At 58.7% G+C, this 22,045-nt stretch carries 11 protein-coding genes; all 11 read right to left on the reverse strand.

Features of this window, described 5'->3' with window-relative positions:
- Positions 1-35: 35 nt before the first annotated feature.
- Positions 36-10,130 (reverse strand): non-ribosomal peptide synthetase, encoded by a 10,095-nt coding sequence (locus J2Y91_RS21395; protein ID WP_133623376.1) that lies wholly within the window; start codon positions 10,128-10,130, stop codon positions 36-38.
- A 361-nt stretch (positions 10,131-10,491) separates the two neighbouring features.
- On the reverse strand, positions 10,492-10,998 hold the full coding sequence (locus J2Y91_RS21400; protein ID WP_048915662.1) for an Lrp/AsnC family transcriptional regulator: 507 nt from the start codon (positions 10,996-10,998) through the stop codon (positions 10,492-10,494).
- A 131-nt stretch (positions 10,999-11,129) separates the two neighbouring features.
- Entirely contained in the window at positions 11,130-12,446 is a 1,317-nt protein-coding gene (gabT, locus tag J2Y91_RS21405) for a 4-aminobutyrate--2-oxoglutarate transaminase (RefSeq protein WP_099754917.1), read from the reverse strand.
- Positions 12,447-12,582: 136 nt separating this feature from the next.
- Positions 12,583-13,710, reverse strand: a complete 1,128-nt coding sequence (locus tag J2Y91_RS21410; protein WP_253539569.1) for a M20 aminoacylase family protein — start codon at positions 13,708-13,710, stop codon at positions 12,583-12,585.
- A 7-nt stretch (positions 13,711-13,717) separates the two neighbouring features.
- Positions 13,718-14,644 (reverse strand): 2-hydroxyacid dehydrogenase, encoded by a 927-nt coding sequence (locus J2Y91_RS21415; RefSeq protein WP_133623375.1) that lies wholly within the window; start codon positions 14,642-14,644, stop codon positions 13,718-13,720.
- Entirely contained in the window at positions 14,644-15,492 is an 849-nt protein-coding gene (locus tag J2Y91_RS21420; protein WP_048915658.1) for a GNAT family N-acetyltransferase, read from the reverse strand. The genes J2Y91_RS21415 and J2Y91_RS21420 overlap by 1 nt, the downstream gene beginning before the upstream one ends.
- A gap of 9 nt (positions 15,493-15,501) precedes the next feature.
- A complete protein-coding gene (locus J2Y91_RS21425; protein ID WP_133623374.1) occupies positions 15,502-16,833 on the reverse strand; it encodes an NAD(P)/FAD-dependent oxidoreductase in 1,332 nt (443 codons plus the stop codon).
- A 98-nt stretch (positions 16,834-16,931) separates the two neighbouring features.
- The gene (locus tag J2Y91_RS21430; RefSeq protein ID WP_133623373.1) at positions 16,932-18,596 is read right to left on the reverse strand and encodes an ABC transporter ATP-binding protein; all 1,665 of its coding nucleotides are present in this window, start codon (positions 18,594-18,596) and stop codon (positions 16,932-16,934) included.
- Positions 18,593-19,447, reverse strand: coding sequence for an ABC transporter permease (locus J2Y91_RS21435; RefSeq protein WP_048915655.1), 855 nt, complete (start codon positions 19,445-19,447; stop codon positions 18,593-18,595). Before J2Y91_RS21435 ends, J2Y91_RS21430 begins: the two co-directional genes overlap by 4 nt.
- On the reverse strand, positions 19,447-20,400 hold the full coding sequence (locus J2Y91_RS21440; RefSeq protein WP_048915654.1) for an ABC transporter permease: 954 nt from the start codon (positions 20,398-20,400) through the stop codon (positions 19,447-19,449). The genes J2Y91_RS21435 and J2Y91_RS21440 overlap by 1 nt, the downstream gene beginning before the upstream one ends.
- Before the next feature lie 28 nt (positions 20,401-20,428).
- The gene (locus J2Y91_RS21445) at positions 20,429-22,033 is read right to left on the reverse strand and encodes an ABC transporter substrate-binding protein (protein WP_133623372.1); all 1,605 of its coding nucleotides are present in this window, start codon (positions 22,031-22,033) and stop codon (positions 20,429-20,431) included.
- Positions 22,034-22,045: the final 12 nt, after the last annotated feature.

Below are 22,045 nucleotides of genomic sequence, written 5' to 3' on the forward strand. Positions count from 1 at the left end.
ACGAGAGTTGAGGGGTTCGTTGTCGGGTCGACCTGTTACCGGTCGGCCCGTTGTAACAACTCTGTAGCCTTATCCAACGCTATGCCCTCTTTATTACGGATAATCACTTCGCCAATCTCCTCTGCACATTGCAGAATATTATGGTGGTGGCACGCCAGCGGGATCACCGTCAAATCTTCGCAAACTTGCTGCAATCCATTATCCTGCACTGCCAGAAGCTCTCGCATTACGTCATCCGGCAGCTGTGGGTTGGGCTGGGTCGCTTTGAACAATGTCACGCGTGTGGTCATCAGCCTGCGCGAAATAACACCTTGTGCAAGCCGCTGTTCCGTTCCTGCAATGGCCATTGCCCGCTGTGCCGCCTCCGCAGTAATGCCCAGGGCGGACAGCAGATCGGATGATGGCTGTTCTCCCACGGCTTGCTGATAGAAACTGTCGAGCAGATACAGTGACACCTGGCCGACGCCCCTTGCTTCCAGCAGCGCGGCAACCTCCAACGCGATCAGTCCCCCCAACGACCATCCGACAATCTGTACTGGCGAACTTCCGCTTAACAGCCCGTGTGCCGTCATCTCATCAAGATAGCGAGCGGCAAGCGTGGGCAGAGAATCAATCGGCGGCCGATGATAAAGATTGTAGTTGTCGATACCGAAGCAGTTTATGCGGCCCTGGAAGGCCTGCGCAAACGGATAAAACGCTTCAGCGCCAACCAGTGCCGGATGGATCATCCATAACGCAGATGCACCGGGCGCAGGAGTGTTGAGCGCTATCACCAGGCTGTTGTGCTGGCTGGCTAACAGATTTTTCAGGGTACGGCACTGGAACAGTTTCACCACCGGGACCGGTGACCCCAGAATGTCAGCAAGCCTGATGCACAAAGAGATCGCGATAATTGACGTTCCCCCGGCGCGGAAAAAATCATCGGTCATACCGATGCGTTCGCAGTGCAGCGTTTCCTGCCACAGCGCACACAGCTGGGCCTCCAGCGCATTTTTCGGGGCAACATAATCAGTTTCGCTACTGCTGGCCGGGGCAGGCAGTGCTTTGCGATCCAGCTTACCGCTGGAGCTAAGCGGCAACGCATCCAGCCTTACCAACGCGGTCGGGATCATATATAGCGGCAGTTGCTGACTCATGAATTCCAGCAGCTCAACTTCCACCAGCGGCTCCTCACAGACGTAGTAAAGGACCAGCCGTTGCTGGCTGTCGTCATTTCTGACAATCGCGCAGCAGGACTTGATGGGACTGAATGCCATTGCGCAGTCTTCGACTTCCCCCAGCTCAACGCGATAGCCATTCAGCTTCACCTGAAAATCCATACGGCCTAAAAATTCAAGGTTGCCATCAGGCAGATAACGCCCAGCATCCCCGGTACGGTAAAGCCTCTCCCCCAGCACCGGATGCCAGATAAAACGCTCATCGGTAAGGGTGCGATTACGGTAATATTCGCGCGCCACGCCTGCCCCACCGATATACTGCTCACCCGGCAGACAAGGCGGTAGGATACGCATATGGCGGTCAAGCACGTAAAAGCGCTGGTGCGCCATCGCTTTGCCGTAAGGCACGCTGGGAGCAAGTATCGGTCCGTCAGGAATCTCATAGATGATCGACCATATAGAACTCTCGGTGGCCCCCCCCGTACTGCTAATACGACAGTGCGGCTGCCACTGGCGAATACGCGCGGGAAGCTGTCGGGAGATCACTTCCCCCACCAGCACCACATTGCGCAAGGCGGGCCAGCTGGCGCCGGGCTGCACGCCGGACTCAAGATACTCAACCAGCAATGTCATCACTGACGGGGCAGAGTTCCAGAACGTCACGTCGTGCTCAATCATCAGGCGATGCCAGGCATCTGGCTGATAACGCTGGGCTTCCGACGGTATCACCATCGTTGCACCAGCCGACAGAATGCCAAAGATATCAAATGCAGAAATATCAAAGCTCAACGCGCTCAGCGCCAGCCCTCGATCGTGCGGGCCAATGCTCAGCTGCCGCAGCGTATCAACAATACTGTTCACAGCGCCGCGATGCTCAACTGCCACCCCTTTGGGTGCCCCAGTAGAACCGGAAGTGAAGATGACATACGCCAGTTCACCCGACGCCGCGAATACCGGTTCGCCCGGCTGCGGCTGCGGAAGTTCCGCGACGCAGCCGTGACTATCTATCGCCAGCAGGCGAGCATTGTCGGTGGACTGCCAGGGGGCACTGCTAATAATGACCCGTGTTTGTGACTGGCTGATGATGGCGCGCCGTCTGCGCTCCGGCCAGGAGCCATCAAGCGGCAGATACGCCCGGCCGGCCATCAGGATAGCCATTACGGCAATAATCTGCGCGCGCCCTTTATCCACCATCACTGCAATAGTCTCCGCCTCCATATCGGTAAACTGCCGTAGTTGCAGAGAGAGATGCAGCGCCGCCTGATACAGTTCGCCGTAGCTCAGTGCCCCGTCGCTGTCTATCAGCGCCACCCTCTGCGGCTGCCGCCGGGCATGCTGGATAAAGTCATGATGAATGGCACGCTCAAAGTCATACTGCGGCAGGCTGGACTGCCACTCTGCTCGCTGACGCAACACGTCGGCTGGGTCGATCAGATGCATCTCTTTAATCTGCAGGCGGCTATGATTCACCAGCTGTTGCAGGATGCGCAGATAGTAACGCGCCAGGTATTCAATGGTTTCAGCACTGAACAACGCCGTGGCGTAGTTAAATATCAGCTGCGTCCCCTCCGTTTTTTTCTGTACGCTCAAGGTCATATCAAACTTGGCTACCTGATAATTTTTGTTCAGGCTTTGTGGGATAAGCCAGTCAGGGAATGACGGATTAACGTCCTCATCTTCCAACAGGAACATCACCTGGAACAAAGGGTGAGAAGCCAGGTCGCGCGGCACCTTCATCATATCGATCAGCTGGTCCAGAGGCAGGCCCTGATACTGCTGAATTTCCATCACCTGGTCGAACACACCCTGTATGTACGCGGCAAGCGTGATGTCATCATCGATCTGCGAGCGTAGCGGCAAGGTATTAACAAAGAAGCCAATAACATTATGCACCTCCTCCGTCGGGCGGTTAGCGACAGGCGTACCGACCAAAATATCCTGCTGACCGCTGAAGTAGCTCAGCAGCAGGTTAAAACTGGCGAGAAACAGCGCGAATGGCGTTACGCCATGCTGCTGAACAAAATGCTCACATTGAGCACCCAGTTCTGTTGGTAACCTGATGCAATAATTGGCCCCCCGATGATCAACCTTTGCCGGGCGGGGGTAGTCGAGCGGCAGCTCAAGAGGTTGCCAGTTGTGCAGCTCATCCCGCCAAAAGTTTTTCAGCGCCTGCGCCCGCCCGGAGTCAAGATACTCTCGCTGCCAGCAGGCATAGTCACCATACTGTAACGCGGGTGCGGACAATGGCAGCGTGCTGCCTAAACAGCAAGCGGGATACAGCTCGGCCAGCTCGCGGATAAACAACGCTTGCGACCAGCCATCGAAAGCCAGGTGATGGATAACAACCAGGCAGTAAACGTCCAGCGTATTCCCCTCATACACCTGGTAAATCGTGGCGCGGGTCGGAATTTCTGTGCTGAGATTAAATGGACGGTCGATATCCTGCTGCAGCTGCCGCGGCCACTCACCCGCAGCCAGCATCATGCGAGCCACCTCGAGCGCTGCATCAGTTCGCACTGACTCGGCTAGCTGCGCCTGCTGCTGATGGATCACGCTGCGCAGCACTTCATGACGGGCAACAATCGCCTGCAAACTGTGGCAACAGGCGTCAATATCTGTGCCTGGCGCCAGCCGGAACAGCATCGGAACATGGTACAGATTGCTGCCACCGTTAAGATTTTCAATAAACCACAGCTGCATCTGTGAGTAAGAGAGGGGCCAGCGGTCGCGTTGCTGGGCCGGGATAGAAATACCCGCTGTCTGCGGCCCACTCTGCGCCAGGTAAGCGCACAGCGATCTGATCGTGGGGTACTGCCCTATTTCGCTCAGCGTAACCTGCTTTTTCAGCCTTCGGCTAAGCTGGTAGCTGGCCTGGATAGCCAGCAGGGAATTGCCCCCCAGCGCAAAGAAGTTGTCCTCTACGCCGATTGGCTCCACGTTAAGCAATTCGCGCCAGATATCGCAACAAATCGTCTCTTCATGACTCGCTGCCTCCACAAAAGCCTGCGCCTGAGGCACTGCTGGCGGCAGTAAATCGCGCGCGACTTTGCCATTCAGCGTCAGGGGGATCTGCTCAAGCTGCATAATGGTTTTTGGCACCATGTACTGCGGCAGCTGGGCGCGTAACTGCTGAAGCAATAAGACAATATCAATCTCTTCACTGGCAGTGATATAGGCGACCAGAACCCTTTGGGGAGCGGAAGTCAATATCACGCAACAGCCCGTTATCCGCGGATAAGCCAGCACCACGTTTTCAATTTCACCCAGTTCAACCCGGTAGCCATTGATTTTGACTTGCTGGTCAATGCGCCCCATGAATTCGATATTGCCATCGCTGAGGAAACGCCCGTAATCGCCAGTACGATACACGCGCTGCTGCAGCTGGTGATGCCAGAAGAAACTGGCGTTGGTTCGCTCTTCATCATGATAGTAACCGCGCGCTAATCCCTCTCCGGCAATAAAGAGCTCGCCTTTAACCCCTTCGGGCACGGGCCGCAGCCAGCGATCCAGGACGTAAAATTGTTCATGGGGCAGCGCCCGACCATACGGGATACTGACCGTCAGCACCTTTTCAGGTGGAACTTCGTACAGAATTGAGAAAATGGCGGCTTCTGTCGCGCCGCCTGCACTGCAGAACTGGCAGTCAGGTGCCCACTGGCGACAGCGCTCGGGTAAGGATGTGGCAATCCAGTCCCCTCCCACCATGACCAGCCGCAACGCCGGACGTGGGCGATCGAGGGATCCGGCATTAATAACGTAATCCAGCAACAGCTCCAGCAAGGCCGGAGCACTGAGCCAGAGGGTCACCCGATGCGACATCATCAGCTGATACCATGCCTGCGGACTGGCGCGATGTTGCTCGGCAGGCATCACTACGGCGCCACCGACGGAAAGCGGGGCAAAAATGTCCCAAATGGCAAGGTCAAAACTCATTGCGCTGAGCGCCAGGCTGCGATCGTGCTTATCAATGCTGAAGCGACGCTGTACCCCTTCCAGGGTATTCACCGCGCTACGATGTTCAATCGCGACCCCTTTCGGCGTACCGCCAGAGCCGGAAGTGAAAATAATATAGGCCAGGTCATTCGCGGCCACCTCCACCGGCGGCAGTAGCTGCTCTGCCAGCGGCAGTTCCGATGCCAGCCCCCTGCGGTCCAGCAGAATGACCTTGACGGCTTCAGTGGCCCACGCTTCGCTGCTCAAAACGGTGTTAATCCCGGCCTGCGCCATGACCGCCAGTCTGCGCTGCAGCGGCCAGGCCTTATCCATTGGCAAAAAGGCTTTACCACACATCAGCACCGCGAGTATCGCAACAGGCTGCTGTCGCCCCTTATCCGCAAGGATAGCGACAGCTTCTCCAGTCACTTCCCCCTGTAATCGTAACTGGGTCGCCAACATTTGTGCGGCCTGATACAGCTCACCGTAGCTCATCTCGCCCCGATCATCGAACAGCGCTGCTGCCTGCGGGTTTTGCTGGGCATGACGAATAAAGTCCTGATGTAGCGGACGTTCAAAGTGATAGTCAAATGCTGCTTTCGGCGGCGATAGGGCGATACCCGCCCCCAACCCGGCTGCCGCTAGCGGCCGTTCCTCATGCTCTATCAGCTGTTGCAGCATCTGCAGATAGTAGTGGGCGAGCCGGGAAATCGTTGATTTTCTGAAGAGTGCACTGGCAAAGTTGAAGCGCGCACGCATCCCCTCCTGGCAAGGCTTGAGCGTCAGAGTCAGATCAAATTTCGCCGTTCTCTCTTTCTCACTCAGATCCACCAAAGACAGCCACTGCGGCACAGCGTCAGAGTGCTCCTCGCTTTCCAGGCTGAACATCACCTGAAACAGCGGATGATGGGAAAAGTCACGCGCAATGGCAAGATGGTCCACCAGCTGCTTCAGGGACATATCCTGATGCTGCTGCACCTGACGGGTGTTGTCCGCCACCTGACGGATAAATTCAGCGACAGAAAGTTGATTGTCCAGCTGGTGGCGCAGCGGCAGGGTATTCACAAAAAAGCCGATAAGATTTTCCAGCTCCGCCTGTCCGCGATTAGCCAGCGGCGAACCCACCACCACGTCGTCCTGCCCGGTATAACGGGATAACAGCAGCACAAAACCGGCCAGGGTCACGGCATGCAGCGTCACGCCCTGCCTGCGGGCCAACGCGCGTAACGCCTCGATAAGCGCCGCCGGCAGCAGCACTTCAACATTGTCACCCCGCACATCGGCAAAGGCTGGCCGGGAAAAATCCATCGGGATATCAAGTGGCTGAAGCCCGTCAAGCGCCCGAAGCCAGAAGTCCAAAGCGCTTTGCTGATTCGCCGCCTGCTGCTGCTGCCACAGGGCGTAATCCAGATATTGCCGTTCAGGCACGACGGGATCCGCTGACGCTGTCTTAGCGAAGTGCTGATATAAATCGTCGAGCTCCCGCATCACCACATTCAGCGACCAGCCATCAAAGGCAATATGATGAAATACCAGCAGGCAGGCGATACGTGCAGTGCCCGACACATCCTGATAATGATAAATCGTGGCCCGTATCGGAATCTCACGTTTCAGATCAAAGGGTTGCTGCAGTGCCTGCTCGACGCTGGCTGTAACATGGTCTTCCGTTGGCAGATGTTTCTGCGCCACTGTCAGAGTCTGTTGGGTAACTTGCTGGCTCGCTTCGCCCTGCTCATCCTGCACTATCAGGCTGCGTAATACCTGATGTCGCGCAACCAGCGCCTGCAGGCTGATAGCCAGCCGTTCGCAGTCAATTGTCGGGTCAAGCTGGAGCATCAGCGGCGTCAGATAATGTGTTGCCTGCGCAGACAGCTGCGCCATAAACCAGAGCTGAGACTGCTGGAAAGAGAGCGGTCCGCTGTCACGTCCCATGGCTGGAATAGTGACCTGTGGCACCGTTTCGTTGCTCAATGCCAGCTGATGGCTCAGCGTGGCAACGGTAGGATACTCACTCAGGGTTAAGGGCGACACATGCAGGCCAGTCCGCTTGTAAATCTCATGGCAGTATCTGATCGCCAGAATGGAGTCGCCTCCGAGAGCGAAGAAGTGATCGTCAGTGCCCGCCTGGCATTTTAATAGCTGATTAAGCAGCGCCAGAAGCTGGCTTTCCAGGGCATTGGCAGGCGCCCGATAGTGAGTATAGCTGTCAACGCTCTGCGGTTCGGGCAGCGCCTTATAGTCCACTTTGCTGTTGAGCGTCAGCGGGATCGCCGCAATCGCCCTCATTGCGCCAGGAATCATATACAGCGGCAGCTGAAGTTTAAGCACCTGTAAGATCTTTTCTGCCGTGAGAGTGCTGCCTGGCGACAACACGTACCAGGCTCGCAGCTGGAGCACAGGTTCGCTCTGCACGGCCGCGACCGCCCCCTGCACGCCTGGGATAGCGCGCATCACACTTTCGATCTCACCCAGTTCAATGCGATGACCGTGAATTTTTACCTGCTGATCTTGACGCCCGCAATACTCCATACTGCCGTCAGGCAGGCGGCGCGCCTTATCGCCGGAACGGTAAAAACGTTGATAATTTTCACCCTCCTCCAGCAGATTGTCCGTAAAGGTGCTCGCCGTCAGCTCCGGTAGGTTGAGATAACCGCGGGCCAGCCCAATCCCCGACAGGCAAAGATCGCCAACCACGCCAGTCGGCAATATGTGCCCCCGTTCGTTAACGACATAGCAGCGCATATTGTCTATGCTGCAGCCAATATTACGCGCGCCATTATGCTGATAGAGGTTCACACTCACGCTGACCGAGGCTTCCGTGGGGCCATAGAGATTTGAGACGCGCATTCCCTGCGCCAGATAGTGGTTCAGTACCTCCTCCGCCACCGACTCGCCGCCCATACCGATGTAGCGCACAGATTCAGGGAACGCCGGGCAGGTACTGAGCAGGGCCGGTGGCAGGAAGCAGAAATGAATCTGCCAGGCGGCCATTTGCTGCGTCAGCTGCTGTAAATCTTTGCGCTGCTGTTCGCTGGCGATGTGCAGGCTGTGCCCGTTATGCAAAGCGATAAAGACTTCATAGACATGCGCGTCAAAAGCCAGGGTGGCAAACTGCAGGCAATTCAGCACGCCGCGCTCATCCGCAAGAATGCGGCGGGTGTGGCCGAGAATGGTATTGATCGCCCCACGGTGCTCACAGAGGGTCCCTTTGGGGCGCCCGGTGGTGCCGGAGGTGTAGATGACATAAGCCAGCTGTCGGTTATCAATCCGCGGCAGGTGTACCACTGGCTCATCGTCGTTGCACGGCGCCAGCGCATCTATCAGCAGGCAGTGTATGTTTTCTGCCCCTGTGCGAGCACGGTCCTGCAGGCTGGTTTGTGTCAGGATGATTGGGCTAGCCACATCCTGCAGGATCCAGCTCAGCCGCTGCTGCGGGGTGTGAGGATCAAGCGGCACATAGGCTCCTCCTGCTTTCATGATCGCCAGCATACCGATGACCGCATCGTTGGTTCGCTCAATAAACAGCGGGATCAGGGTCTCCGACAGCATCGGCTCCCCCGTCAGCTGCCGGAAGGCGGTGTGCAGCTGGCTGGCCAGACGGTCAACCCGCTGTGACAGTTCGCCATAGCTAAGGGAACCCTGTTCGTCGCGCAGGGCAATCCGCTCGGGATGGCGGCTGGCGTGCAGTTCAAAACCGGATAGCAGTGTGGTAGAGCTCTGTATGACCACCTCGGGCTCGCTGCTCCACTGGTCGCGCAGTCGTGATTCCTGCTGGGCCGTGATCAAAGGGAAATCGGACAGCGGCCTGTCCGGCTGCTGCAAAGCCGCGTTCAGCAGATCGCAATACTGTTCCGACATCTCAATCATCTGATGCTCATCGAACAGATCTGTACGATATCTCAAGCGAAAATCGAAGCCATCATCAGCGGGTTGATACTCCAGAAGCAGCTCTGAACCGGATAGATCAATATTAAAACGATTGTTGATGCTGAGCTGGCAACCTTCCAATGAGAAAGGCGCATCCTTGAGATAAGCCTGGGAAAAGTTAACATTCAAATGTTGAATGCCAGTCTGTCTGATAACTTCATAAATCGGCAACTGAGTATGGCGCAATTTTCCCGACGCTTTAATTTTTCGGATATAATTGATGCTTAGCTGATATATATCACGAAACGTCGACTCAGCAGAGAGGCTCAGAGGAAAAATCCCCATATTCACCTGAGCACCGTAATACATCTCACTGCCGCCATCAATAGACACCGGATAGCCAATACAGACCGATTTTTCCTCTGACATTCTGGCAAGAAGAGTTGCCCATAATGTTTTAAAAATCAGGAAATGGCTCGCGTATTTCACACCGGACTTAAGACTATTCCACTGAGTATAAGAGATGTGAAAACGGACCTCAGACGAGTGTATCTGACCTTGCAGGGGGTTCTGATGGATTTTTGGAATATCATTAACTTTTTGACAACCCGCCAGCATCTCTTGCCAAAAATCTACTGAATTAAATTCAGTGCGCAGGCGTGATATCTCTTGCCTGAAACGGGCATTCTGTTCATCGAGGGTTTCTCTGTTTTTGCGGCCGAACGGCTGTTGGCCCCGGTGATTATAATAGTGAGATAACGCGTCAATGAACTCCTGCCCCGAAAGGCCATCGAGGAGGGTATGATGCAGGATGACAATCAAATCATGGTGATGCGCATCATGCCTTACCAGCAAGAAGCGGCAGAGTGGGCCACTACGCAGGTCAAAGGGGGCCTTTACTTGCGCGGACAGATCGCTCGACGGGTCAAGCTGCTCAAGTATGATACTTTTATTACCCGGCACCCAACGGAGTTGGTCGCCGCTATCACTCAGCACGTGACTAAACAGAATATTTTCTTCGACTAACTTTGCAATCGCATTTTCCAGACGTGCGATATCTAATGGCCCATTTATCGCCTGGTCGACGACTAAATTATACTCACAGGATTTTGGATTGATTAAGAATTCATTCCAGAAAGTTTCAGTATATGGCGATACCGAAAAACCAATCATATTAACTCCATTTAAATAAACACAAACTTTTACTCTCGAATTGCTACCGGAGTATATTTAGAAATTAACAATAAATACGCCTAATTTCACACGAACAACTTATCTCAAAAAACGATGATAAATAAAATTATTTTTTAAAAAAATGAAGAAAAGAGCAGAGTTCACCAATGCCATAAAATTGATTAACATAAAATGACGTAGGTTATGGTGATTTTTCCGATTTACAGAGAGGGGGGTGATCATTTTCGGTCAAAGTAGTGAGCTAAAAAACCTTCGTCAGGGTATCAACGGGCACGGCAAGCCCCGCCCCTGCACTCGTTGAGGGGGTCAATAGCAGAGGTCGGGCATGCCCGACCCGCTGTTAAAATTCAACCTGCGTATGGCGAGCGATCAGCGAGCGTAGCGGCACGCTGCTTTTCATAATCGGTGACTTGATCACGATATAGCTGAAGTACTTGTCGATGCCGACCTTGGCATCCAGCAGCCCTTCAATAACTTCCTGATAGTGCTCAATACTGCGGGTGATAAAGCGCAGCAGATAGTCGTAGCCGCCGGTGATCAGATGGCACTCCATCAGCTCGTCCACTTCGCGGATCGCATTTTCGAACTTGAGGAAATCTTCGCGTCGGTGGCCGGAGAGCGTCACTTCGGTGAACACCGTGACTGAATCGGTGATTTTAGTCAGATTAATATGCGCTTCATAACCGGTGATAAAGCCCGCAGTTTCCAGACGCTTCACGCGTTGCAGGCAGGGGCTGGGCGAAAGCCCGACGGCGTCGGCAAGATTGACATTGCTGATACGGCCATCTTTCTGTAGCTGTACCAGAATGTTGATGTCGATACGGTCCAGTTTCATTAAGCCGTTCATAAAACCCCTCATTGGTTCACGTCACCCAGATGGTATAGCACGCTTAATCACTGCTACGCCAGTGATTTAACATCGCGTGCTATCCGGGCGTAATTATCAATAAAAGCAATAATATCAATGAGGAAGAGTGGTCAACCCAGGCGTCCGGTGGCGCGTGCCAGAGCGATATCAAAGATATGCAGCGCCTCTTCCAGCTGTGAGTCGCTGGTCACCAGCGGGGCAAGGAAGCGCACGGTATTACGCTGCAGGCCACACTTGATCAGCAGCAGCCCCTCCTGGCAGGCGCAGTCGAGGATCTTCTGCGTCAGCGCCGCATCGGGCTGCTTGCTTTCGAAGTCGATAATCTCCACCGCCTGCATAAAGCCAATGCCGCGCACCTCGCCGATGCAGGCATATTTATCCGCCAGCTGCTGCAGGCGCGCACTCATCTGCTCGCCGAGCTGGTTCGCACGCTCCAGCAGGTTGTCGTGCTCAAACAGATCGAGCACCGCCAGCGCAGCCGCGCAGCCCAGCGCGTTACCGCCGTAGGTGCCGCCGAGGCCGCCAGGGGTTGGCGCATCCATAATTGCCGCTTTACCCACCACACCGGAGATCGGCAGCCCGCCGCCGAGGCTTTTCGCCACGGTCACCAGGTCCGGCACCATCCCGGTGTGCTGGAAGCCAAACATCTTGCCGGTACGACCAAAGCCGGTCTGCACTTCGTCACAGATCAGCAGAATGCCGTGGCGGGTGGTGATCTCGCGCAGCGCCTGCATAAACGCCGGGGAAGCCGGCAGGAAGCCGCCATCGCCCTGCACCGGCTCGATGATGATTGCCGCTACGCGCTCCGGCAGGATCTGCACCGCAAACAGGGTATCCAGCGCTTTTAAGCAGTCCGCTTCGGAAACGCCGTGGAACGCGTTCGGGAACGGCACGCGGTAAATATCGCCGGGGAACGGGCCGAAGTTCTGCTTATACGGCTGGCTCATGCCGGTTAAGGTCACCCCCAATAAGGTACGGCCGTGGAATGCACCGTCAAAGGCAATAATGCCGGGGCGATTGGTGTGCGCTCGGGCAATTTTCACCGCGTTCTCTACCGCTTCCGCGCCGCTGGTAAAGAACACGCTTTTGAACTCTTCACCGCCGCCAATCAGCTTATTCAGGCGTTTTGCCAGCTCGATATAGCCCGGGTACGCAGCCACCTGGAAACAGGCGTGGGAAACCAACTGCAGCTGCCGGGTGACGGCATTAATCACTGCCGGATGGCTGTGGCCGACGTTTAATACGCCGATGCCGCCAACGAAATCTAAATAGCGATTACCTTCCACATCCCACACTTCGGAACCTTTGCCTTTGGCAATCACAATCGGGTGCGCGGTGACCACGCCGCGCGGCACGTTTTCGGCACGGGCGTCCAGTAACAGGGCGTTATCAGAAAATGTCTGCTGCTCAGCCAGTAAATTATGCATTGTATGCCTCATTGACGTGAAAATGATGAATTGCCCCAGCGGGCATCTGCCAAGTATCGCAATAAGCCGGACCATTAAGCTGCCGTTCCGGGAGCGGCAGCAGCATTAACTTTCGTAATTCGGGCTAATCTTTCGGTTAAATTTCTGGCCCGAGCGTTTCCTGCACCAGCGCGCAATACCAGCGGATGCCGAACGGGATCAGCGCATCGTTAAAATCATATTCGGAGTGGTGCAGCGGGCGGCTGTCGGCACTGCCCAGCCACAGATAGGCACCGGGTTTTGCCTGCAACATAAACGAGAAATCTTCCGAGGTCAGCGCCGGTTTAGGCGCCTCGGCGTGCGCCAGCCCGGCACGCGCCGCCGCACGTAATGCGGTGGCCGCCTGTTCAGCGCCGTTAATGGTTGCCGGATAGTAACGGTCATATTGCACCGCAGCCGTCAGGCCGTGGGCGGCGGTGACGTGCTGCGCCAGCTCGCGCATGCGCTGCTCAATGCGGTCCTGCACGGCGCTGTCAAAGCTGCGCACCGTGCCGCTCAGCGTGGCCTGCGCCGGGATCATATTGTGCGAGAAGCCGCCGTTGATGCGCGTGACCGTCAGCACCGCCGGGTCGCACGGGTCGAGATCGCGGCTGACGATGGTGTGCAGGGCCACCACCAGCTCGCTGGTCGCCAGCAGCGTGTCCGGCGTCAACTGCGGCTGCGCGGCATGCCCGCCGCCGCCCTCAACGCGGATAGAAAACGCATCGCCCGCGCCCATGATAGGCCCCGGGCGCGTCTGCACCACGCCGAGCGGCAGCTGCGGCCAGTTGTGAATGGCGTAAACCTCGTCGCAGGGGAAGCGCTCGAACAGGCCGTCGTCGATCATTGCCTGCGCGCCTGCCAGCCCCTCTTCTGCCGGTTGGAAGATGAAATTCACCGTGCCGTCGAACTGCGCATCGGCGGCGAGCGCCTGCGCCGCGCCGAGCAGCATCACCGTGTGGCCGTCATGGCCGCAGGCGTGGCAGACGTTCGGCTGCTGGCTTTTCCACGGCTGGGTGCCGTTATCGGCCATCGGCAGCGCATCCATATCGGCGCGCAGGCCGACGGCACGCGGGCTGGTGCCGCGCTTCAGCACCCCGACTACACCGGTTTTACCGATGCCCTGATAGACTTCCAGCCCCAGCCGGGCCAGGAATTCCGCCACCAGCCCGCTGGTGCGGTGCTCCTGATAGCCCAGCTCCGGGTGCTGGTGCAGATCGCGCCGCAGCGCCACTAATGCCGCAATATCCATCTCAATATCCCTGTTCGCGGTCGACCACGCCGACCATGGATTCACCGCGTTCATAGCGGCGAATATTGTCCAGCAGCGCTTTTACCGCGCTCTCCGGCTGGGTCTGGCTGGCAATGTGCGGCGTCAGCCAGATGGCCGGATGCTGCCAGAAGGCGTGCCCGGCGGGCAGCGGTTCCGGGGCGGTAACATCAACCACCGCCGCGCTCAGCTGCTGACGGTCGAGGGCAGCCACTAAGTCGTCATGATTGAGCTGCGCCCCGCGCCCGACCTGCACCAGCGCCGCGCCGGGCGGCAGCTGACTGAAAAGGTCGGCGTTTAACATCCCTTCGGTGCTGGCGGTGAGCGGCAGCAGGCAGATCAGGATATCGCTGCGCGCAAGAAACTCAGCCAGCCGCTGGTTACCGGCAAAGCACTGCACGCCGGGCAGATCGCGTGGGGTGCGGCTCCAGCCTGCGCAGTCAAACCCGAGCGCCACCAGCGGTTTCAGCACCGCCTCGCCCAGCGCGCCGAGGCCCATCACGCCAACGCGCCGCTTGCCGGCGGTCTGTACCGGGTGCGTCTGCCAGATGCCCGCGCGCTGCTGTTGCAAATAGCGCGGCATATCGCGATGCAGGCCAAGCACGGCAAAGGTCACATACTCCACCATGCCGCTGGTCAGGCCCGGCTCGATCATGCGCACCACCGGCAGCTGCGGCGGCAGGCTGGCGTAATCGAACTGGTCTGCACCCGCCCCTACGGAAAACAGCACCTTCAGGTTGGGAAACTGCTGCATGATATTGTCCGGCGGCACCCACGCGACCAGGTACTCCACCTCATGCGGGTTGCCAAACTCCGGCCACAGCCGGAAGCTGGCCGCCGGGGCCATTTCCGCCACCAGCGCGGCCCACTTCTGCCCGCGCTCGGGCTCTGATTTGTAGACAATATTCATCAGGCCATCGCCTGGCTCATTAGCCCGAATGCCTGCATGCCACCGCTCTCCGGCTGCCAGGGTTGCCCTTTGACCATGGTGGTTGGCGCATCCACTTCTACCAGCCCCAGCGTATTCAGCCACGGGCCAAGCCCGGCCGAACGGTCGCTATCAATGCGCACAAACTGCCCCGCTACGCCGCTTAGCAGCTCGCTGACCAGCAGTTTAGCGTTAGCGAGATTGCGCGCCACAATCGGCCCGATGGCATAGCCGTGGCCGAAGCGGCGCAGGCTGGCGAACCCGGCAGCGGTACCGTTCTCCTCCAGCACCAGGAAGCGTTCGGCGCGCTCAAGCAGGTGAGTGATCAACAGCGGGCGCTGCTGGCCGTGCGCCTGGCGGTCGAGCGCGGTCAGCAGCGCGGCATCCTGGAGGCCCGCGCTGCGCATCCGCTGCTGCGGCCCGCAGGCGATGGCCGCTACCGGAGCCAGTTCGCGACACTGGTGCTGCTCAACGTGGCCGGTGGCGACAAATCCGAGTTTTTCATACAGCGGCTGTCCGGCAGCGGTGGCGTGCAGGCGCACGTTGCTGCCTTCAAGCCTGGCCAGCGCCGCCTGCATCAGCTGTTTGCCAATGCCGCGCCCCTGCTGTGCATCATCGACAATCACCAGGCCAAGGGTGGCGTAATCCTTGCCCCAGCGCCAGAACAGGAGGGTACCGACCAGCGTCCCGTGCTCTTCCGCCGCCAGCCCTTCCCCCAGCAGCAGAGCCTGCTGCCAGTCCGCGCGCCGGTGCGGCCACTTAAGCTGCTGAGTAAGCGCATAAGCCGCATCCAGATGGGTTTCGTTCATTGCTTTGATTTCAAGAGTCATCACTGTTCCTTACATCATGCCCGGCGCATCAAGGCCGGAACCGTCAATCAGGCGTTCATAGCGGAACGGCTTCGCATCAACAATCGGGCTATCGTGGGTGGCGAGATCGGCGGCAAGGCGCCCGGCACCGGGACCGATGCCAAAGCCGTGCGCGCTGTAACCCGCCGAAATAATCAGGCCCGGCAGCTTGCCAACGGGGGAGATCACCGGCACCGCGTCCGGCGTGCTGTCGATCATCCCGCCCCACGCCTGCTCAAGGCGCACGCCCGCCATCGACGGGAACTCGCTGCGCATCGCCGCCAGCCCCTCCTCCACCATCGCCATATCGGGATGCGGGTCGAGGATGCGGACTTTCTCGAACGGCGACACGCCATCCAGCTGCCAGCGCGCCAGCGCTTCCGGGCCGCGGATAAACGGGCTGATACCGAAGTTAATCGTCAGGTTTTTACGCCGCGCCTTAAAGGTCGGGTAGAACTGGCGGGCGTAACGCAGCCCCTGCGCGCCAGGCTCAAGGCGGCCACGGCCGGAAACAGAGACGGTATAACTGCCGTCGAGCTGCGGGCGGCAGGCAAAGCCCGGCGTATACAGCGGCAGGGCAATTTTTTGTTCAATCGGCGCGGTGCGAAAAGCGGTGCCGATCACGTTGCCGAGCGGCAGATCGATACCGTGACGACGGCAGAACATAGATGTCCACGCCCCGCCCGCGCAGATCACGCTGCTGGTTTTGATCAGGCCGCGTTCGGTCACCACGCCGCTAACCTTACCGTTAGTGATATCCAGACCGCGCACCGCGCACTGCTGAAACACCAGCCCGCCAAGGCGCTGCGCCGCTATCGCCAGGCCCGGTGCCGCCAGTGAGGGTTCGGCATGACCATCGGTTGGCGATGACACCCCGCCCAGCCAGCGGCTGGAGCTGCCCGGCGTCATCTCTTTAGCGCGCGCGGCGGTGAGGATTTCGCTGTGAAAATCATAGCCTTTCGCCATGGTGTTCCACGCTTCCCAGGCGTTGATGTCAGCCTGGTTTTGGGTGGCGTACACCAGCCCGCTGCGGCGGAAGCCCAGCTCTTCGCCGGTCTCTTCGCCCAGTTCGGCCCAGCGCTGCAGGGCGTACTTGATCAGCGGCAGTTCGCGCTCGTCGCGGTTCTGCTGGCGGCACCAGCCCCAGTTGCGGCTCGACTGCTCACCGCCGACCAGGCCCTTTTCAATCAGCACCACGCTGACGCCTTTTTTTGCCAGTTCATAGGCCGCAGCCGCCCCGGCGATCCCGGCACCAATCACCACCACATCCGCTGCCGGTGGGAAATGCGGGCTGTCCTGTACGTATCGAATCGGTGCTGGCATGTTGTTCCTTACCTGAAAATTTTTTTATTGCGGGCGAGGCATGCCTCGCCCCTACAGAGTGTGGCGTAGGGGTCAGGCATGCCTGACCCGCTCCGGGTCTACAACGCGATATCGCTCTCCTGGTGCTCGTCGAGCCAGCCCTGGCGCAGCTCCGGTACCGCGCGCTTCAGGCGCTCATAGTACAGCTCGCTTGACGGCTTGTCGTAATCGGCGCGCGCCACCTGGGTGACCATGCGGCCATTTTTTACCACGATAATTTCGTCGCACACCGAGCGCACCGCGTGCAGGTCGTGACTGATAAAAAGCACCGACAGGCCCAGCTCGCGGCGCAGCTCGGTAATCAGATCCAGCACCGCCGCCGCTACCACGGTATCCAGCGCCGAGGTCACCTCATCACAGAGGATCAGGTCCGGCTCGGCGGCCAGCGCGCGCGCCAGATTGACGCGCTGCTTCTGCCCACCGGACAGCGACCACGGCTTGCGCCACAGCACGTTGCGCGGCAGGCGTACCAGGTCGAGCAGCTGGAACATCCGCCGCTCCAGCGCTGCACCGCGCAGCCCGTGGAACAGCTTCAGCGGGCGCTTGAGAATGGTCTCGATAGTGTGCGCCGGGTTGAGCGCGGTATCCGCCATCTGGAACACGTACTGAATGCGGCGCAGCTCGTTTTCCGGGCGCTGGTGCATATCCCCGGCAATATAGTGGCCGTTAAACAGAATATGGCCGCCGCTCGGCTTGTTCATTCCGGCTATCGCGTGCGCCAGCGTGGTTTTGCCGGAGCCGGACTCGCCGATAATGCCAATCGCCTGGCCGCGATAGAGCTTGAAGTTAATCTCTTCGAGGATCTTAATCTTCGGCTGCCCTTCACCGTCGAGCGGGCCGTACCCGGCGCTGAGGTCGCGCACCTGCAGCAGCGGCTGCACGTTCTCATCCTGCTCCTGCCACGGGCTGGGGCGCGTTTTCTGCTTCGCCGCCTCCAGCAGCAGATGGCTGTACTCCGCCACCGGGGCGCGCAGCAGCTGCTCGGTGGTGCCGTATTCGGCGATATTGCCCTTTAGCAGCACCAGGATTTTATCCGCCATCTGCGCCACTACCGCCAGGTCGTGGCTGACGTAAATGGCGGTGGTGCCACGCTGGCGCACCACGCGGCGGAAGGCCTTCAGCACCTCCACCTGGGTTGTCACGTCGAGCGCGGTGGTCGGTTCATCGAGGATCACCACCTCCGGGTCGCTAATCAGCGCCATCGCCGTCATCAGGCGCTGTAGCTGCCCGCCGGAGACCTGATGCGGATAGCGGTCACCGATGGTTTCCGGGTTGGGCAGCGCCAGTTCGCGGAACAGCTCAATCGCTTTGGTTTCGGCTGCGGCGCGGCTCATCACCCCGTGGGTCACCACCGGCTCGACCACCTGGTCCATGATCTTCATCGCCGGGTTAAACGAGGCGGCGGCACTCTGGGCGATGTAGGCTACCTTGTTGCCGCGAAACTGGCACAGCTGCGCGGGGGTTAATGAGGTGACATCGGTTCCGGCCACGTGCACGGTGCCGCCCGCAATTTTGCAGCCGTGGCGGGCATAGCCCATCAGCGCCAGCGCAATAGTGGTTTTGCCCGAGCCGGACTCGCCGATCAGCGCCAGCACTTCACCCTTCTGTACGGTAAAACGAATATCGGAAACCAGGCTTATTTCATGACCATCGTCGGCGCTGGCGGTGACGCGCAGGTTCTCGACCGACACCATCGGCGTGGAGGCGTGTGGCGTAATATTCATGCAACCCCCTTAGCGACCACGGTTAATGAACGCATGGACTGTAAGCTGTCGATAAACAGGTTGGCGCCGATAGTCAGGCTGGCAATCGCCACCGCCGGCATCAGCACCGCCGGGGAGCCGTCAAACAGCCCCTGCAGGTTTTCGCGCACCAGCGTGCCCCAGTCGGCATAAGGCGGCTGAACCCCAAGGCCAAGGAAGCTCAGGCCGCTGAGCAGCAGCACGATATAGACGAAACGCAGGCCGAAGTCGGTGAGCATCGGGTGCAGCATATTCGGCAGGATGTCGTGGATAGCAACGTACAGGCGGCTTTCACCGCGCAGGCGCGAGGCCTGCACGTAGTCCATTGAACGCAGGTTCGAGGCCATGGCATAGGCGATACGGTAGGCGCCCGGCCAGTAGGTAAACACCGCGGTGATAATCAGCATCGGCAGCGACGAGCCAAACACCGCAACGATCATCAGCGCCAGAATTTTGCCCGGCAGCACCAGCATCGCGTCGTTGATGCGCCCCAGCACCTCCTCCAGCCAGCGCCCGGCGACCGCCGCCAGCAGCGCCAGCAGCGTACCGACCAGGCTCGCCAGCAGCGCGGCACTGAGCGCCAGGCCGATAGAGTAGCGCGCGCCGAAGAGAATACGGCTGAAGATGTCGCGCCCGAGGTAATCGGTGCCGAACCAGAACTCGCGGCTGAAGTCGCCGAACAGCGGACCGCCGCCGATATCCTCAAGATTGTGCGGCGCCAGCGCGGTGCCGAATACCGCCATCACGATCCAGAACAGGGTGATCAGCAGGCCAATACGCCCGCTGACGGAGAGAGATTGAAAAAAGCGCCACGGCAGCGTGAGTGTGTTCATCAGCCCCTCCACTTAGGATTGAATGCAATAGTCAGGACGTCAGCAATCATCAGCAGTACCAGGTAGCAGACGGCGAAGAACATCACGCACAGCTGCACCACCGGCAGGTCGCGGTTACTCACCGCATCAACCATCTGGCTGGCCAGCCCCGGATAACTGAAAATACTTTCGATAATTATCACCCCGCCAAACAGGTAGGAGAGGCTGAGGGAGATGGCGTTAGCAATCGGTCCGACCGCGTTGGGCAGCGCATGGCGCAGCATGGCACGCAGTGGGGAGACGCCTTTCAGCAACGTCATCTCCAGGTACGGGCTGTCCATCTGGTTGACGATCGCGGCACGCGTCATGCGCGCCATCTGCGCCACCACCACGCAGCACAGGGTCATCACCGGCAGCGCGAAGGTGCGCAGGAAGCCGAGAAAATCCTGATGCGTGGAGCCGAGCGACATCGCCGGCACCCAGTGCAGCTTAACGGCGAAGATGATCACCGCCACGGTCGCCACCAGGAACTCCGGCACCGCGACCACCGCCATGGTGCTGACCACCAGCGCCCGGTCCAGCAGCGAGCCGCGCTTCATTGCGGCAGTGATGCCGATGATCAGTGCGACCGGCACCGAGACCAGGGTGGTGGTCGCCGCCAGCTGGAAGGTGGCAGGAATACGCTGCGCCACCAGCTGGGTCACCGGCAGGTTACTGGCAAACGATGTACCGAAATCACCATGAAGCATTCCGAATAGCCAGCTGAAATAGCGCATCAGCAGCGGCTGGTCGAGCCCGAGCTGCTGGCGCAGCGCCGCCACCGTTTCTGCGGTCGCCGACTGGCCAAGGATCATCTGCGCCGCATCGCCCGGCAGCATGCTGGTAATGAAAAATACCAGCGCTGAGACGATAAAGAGCGTAAGTAAACCCGACCCTATTCGCCGGAGTATCAGTGTGAGAATGTACCGGTTCATCGCCGTTCTCCTGCTCAGTGTTTAGAGATTAAGCCGACAGCCACGCGAACTCATGGAAGCGGTAACCCATCATCATGCCCGATGGCCAGGCCTCCACCCCTTTCACCTTATTGCTACAGCCATCCATGGTGCTGATAAAGGCCGGGATCAGGGTGCCGCAGTTGTCGTACACCAGCTGCTGCATGTCGCCATACATCTGCTTGCGCTTCGCCTGGTCGCTTTCACCGCGGGCGGCGCTCAGCAGCTGATCGAACTGGGCGTTTTTCCAGCCGGATTCGTTCCAGGGCGCCGAGGACTGGTAAAACTGCGAGAACAGCATATCCAGCGTCGGGCGCGGGTTAATTGAGCCGTAGCCAATTGGATCTTTCATCCAGTGCGCAGACCAGTAGCCGTCATACGGTACGCGGCGCACCGCAACGTTGAGACCTGTATTGCGGGCAATCTGCTGCAGCAGCTGGCCCCCTTCCACTGCCCCTTCAATATTTGGCGTGGTGATCACTTCCACCTTCGCGCCGACCATATTGGCTTTTTTCAGGTGGAATTTCGCTTTGTCGAGATCCAGCGGGCGCTGCGGGATATCCTTATTGAACATCGGGTGCCACGGCGGAACCGGGGTATCGTTACCGACGGTACCAAAGCCCTGCAGCACGGTTTTCACAATCATTTCACGCGGCTGCAGATACTTCATTGCCAGCACGAAATCTGGGTTGCTGCCCGGCGCTTTATCGGTGCGAATAATCAGGTCGCTGTACATGCCGGACTTGCTCTCCATGATGGTGAACTGCCCGTTCTGCTTCAGGCGTTTCACATCGTTAGCGGAGAGCGTAGAGACGATATGCAGGTCGCCGGACATCAGCGCATTGACGCGCGCCGCCGGATCGGTGACGCCCATCAGCTCCACTTCGTCAAGGTGCGGCAGGCCCGGCTTCCAGTAATTTTTGTTCTTCGTGCCCAGGGTACGCACACCCGGCTGGAACGCCTTCAGGACGAACGGCCCGGTGCCGATGGCTTTGCTGAAGTCTTTGGTGCCGTCCTGCACAATCAGGAACGAGCTGGTGGCGAGAATTGACGGCAGGTCAACGTTGGCCTGCTCCAGCACGATCGAGACCTCGGTCGGGCTGACCGCTTTAATCTCTTTCATCTGGCTGGCGAGGGTGATCACCGTCGAGGCCACCGCCGGATCTTTATGGCGGCTGAGCGAGTAAACCACATCGGCGGCGGTCAGGGCCTTGCCATCGTGGAAGGTGACGCCCGGGCGCAGTTTGATGTTCCAGCTGATGCCGTCGGTGCTGTCAAAAGATTCCGCCAGCGCGGGCTGCGCCTTGAGGTTTTTATCCAGCTCGGTCAGGCCGCTGTAGAACATAAACTGGCGGCAGTAGTCGCCGCTGTTGCTGCCTTTGGCCGGGTCGAGGGTATCGCTGGCTGAGGCATTCGCCACCGCCGCACGCAGCTTGCCGCCCATTACCGGGGTTTCCGCCGCGAAGCTGAACTCCGGGAAGCCGATCAGGCCGGTACTCATCACCGCGCCGGCGGACAGCAGCTTCATCATGCCGCGTCGTGAAATGGCAACATCCGTTATCGCCTGGGTCAAATTCGGGTTAACGCGGCTAAATTCTTTGCGAAATTTACTCATCTGCACACCCTC

Source organism: Erwinia aphidicola, assembly GCF_024169515.1.
GTDB classification, from domain to species: domain Bacteria; phylum Pseudomonadota; class Gammaproteobacteria; order Enterobacterales; family Enterobacteriaceae; genus Erwinia; species Erwinia aphidicola.

What these genes read in the sequence shown, in the direction of transcription:
- J2Y91_RS21400 (WP_048915662.1), bottom strand. Translation starts at nt 10,998, where the DNA reads ATGAACGGCTTAATGAAACTGGACCGTATCGACATCAACATTCTGGTA.
- J2Y91_RS21420 (WP_048915658.1), bottom strand. Translation starts at nt 15,492, where the DNA reads ATGACTCTTGAAATCAAAGCAATGAACGAAACCCATCTGGATGCGGCT.
- J2Y91_RS21445 (WP_133623372.1), bottom strand. Translation starts at nt 22,033, where the DNA reads ATGAGTAAATTTCGCAAAGAATTTAGCCGCGTTAACCCGAATTTGACC.
- J2Y91_RS21440 (WP_048915654.1), bottom strand. Translation starts at nt 20,400, where the DNA reads ATGAACCGGTACATTCTCACACTGATACTCCGGCGAATAGGGTCGGGT.
- J2Y91_RS21430 (WP_133623373.1), bottom strand. Translation starts at nt 18,596, where the DNA reads ATGAATATTACGCCACACGCCTCCACGCCGATGGTGTCGGTCGAGAAC.
- J2Y91_RS21415 (WP_133623375.1), bottom strand. Translation starts at nt 14,644, where the DNA reads ATGAATATTGTCTACAAATCAGAGCCCGAGCGCGGGCAGAAGTGGGCC.
- J2Y91_RS21395 (WP_133623376.1), bottom strand. Translation starts at nt 10,130, where the DNA reads ATGATTGGTTTTTCGGTATCGCCATATACTGAAACTTTCTGGAATGAA.
- J2Y91_RS21435 (WP_048915655.1), bottom strand. Translation starts at nt 19,447, where the DNA reads ATGAACACACTCACGCTGCCGTGGCGCTTTTTTCAATCTCTCTCCGTC.
- gabT (WP_099754917.1), bottom strand. Translation starts at nt 12,446, where the DNA reads ATGCATAATTTACTGGCTGAGCAGCAGACATTTTCTGATAACGCCCTG.
- J2Y91_RS21425 (WP_133623374.1), bottom strand. Translation starts at nt 16,833, where the DNA reads ATGCCAGCACCGATTCGATACGTACAGGACAGCCCGCATTTCCCACCG.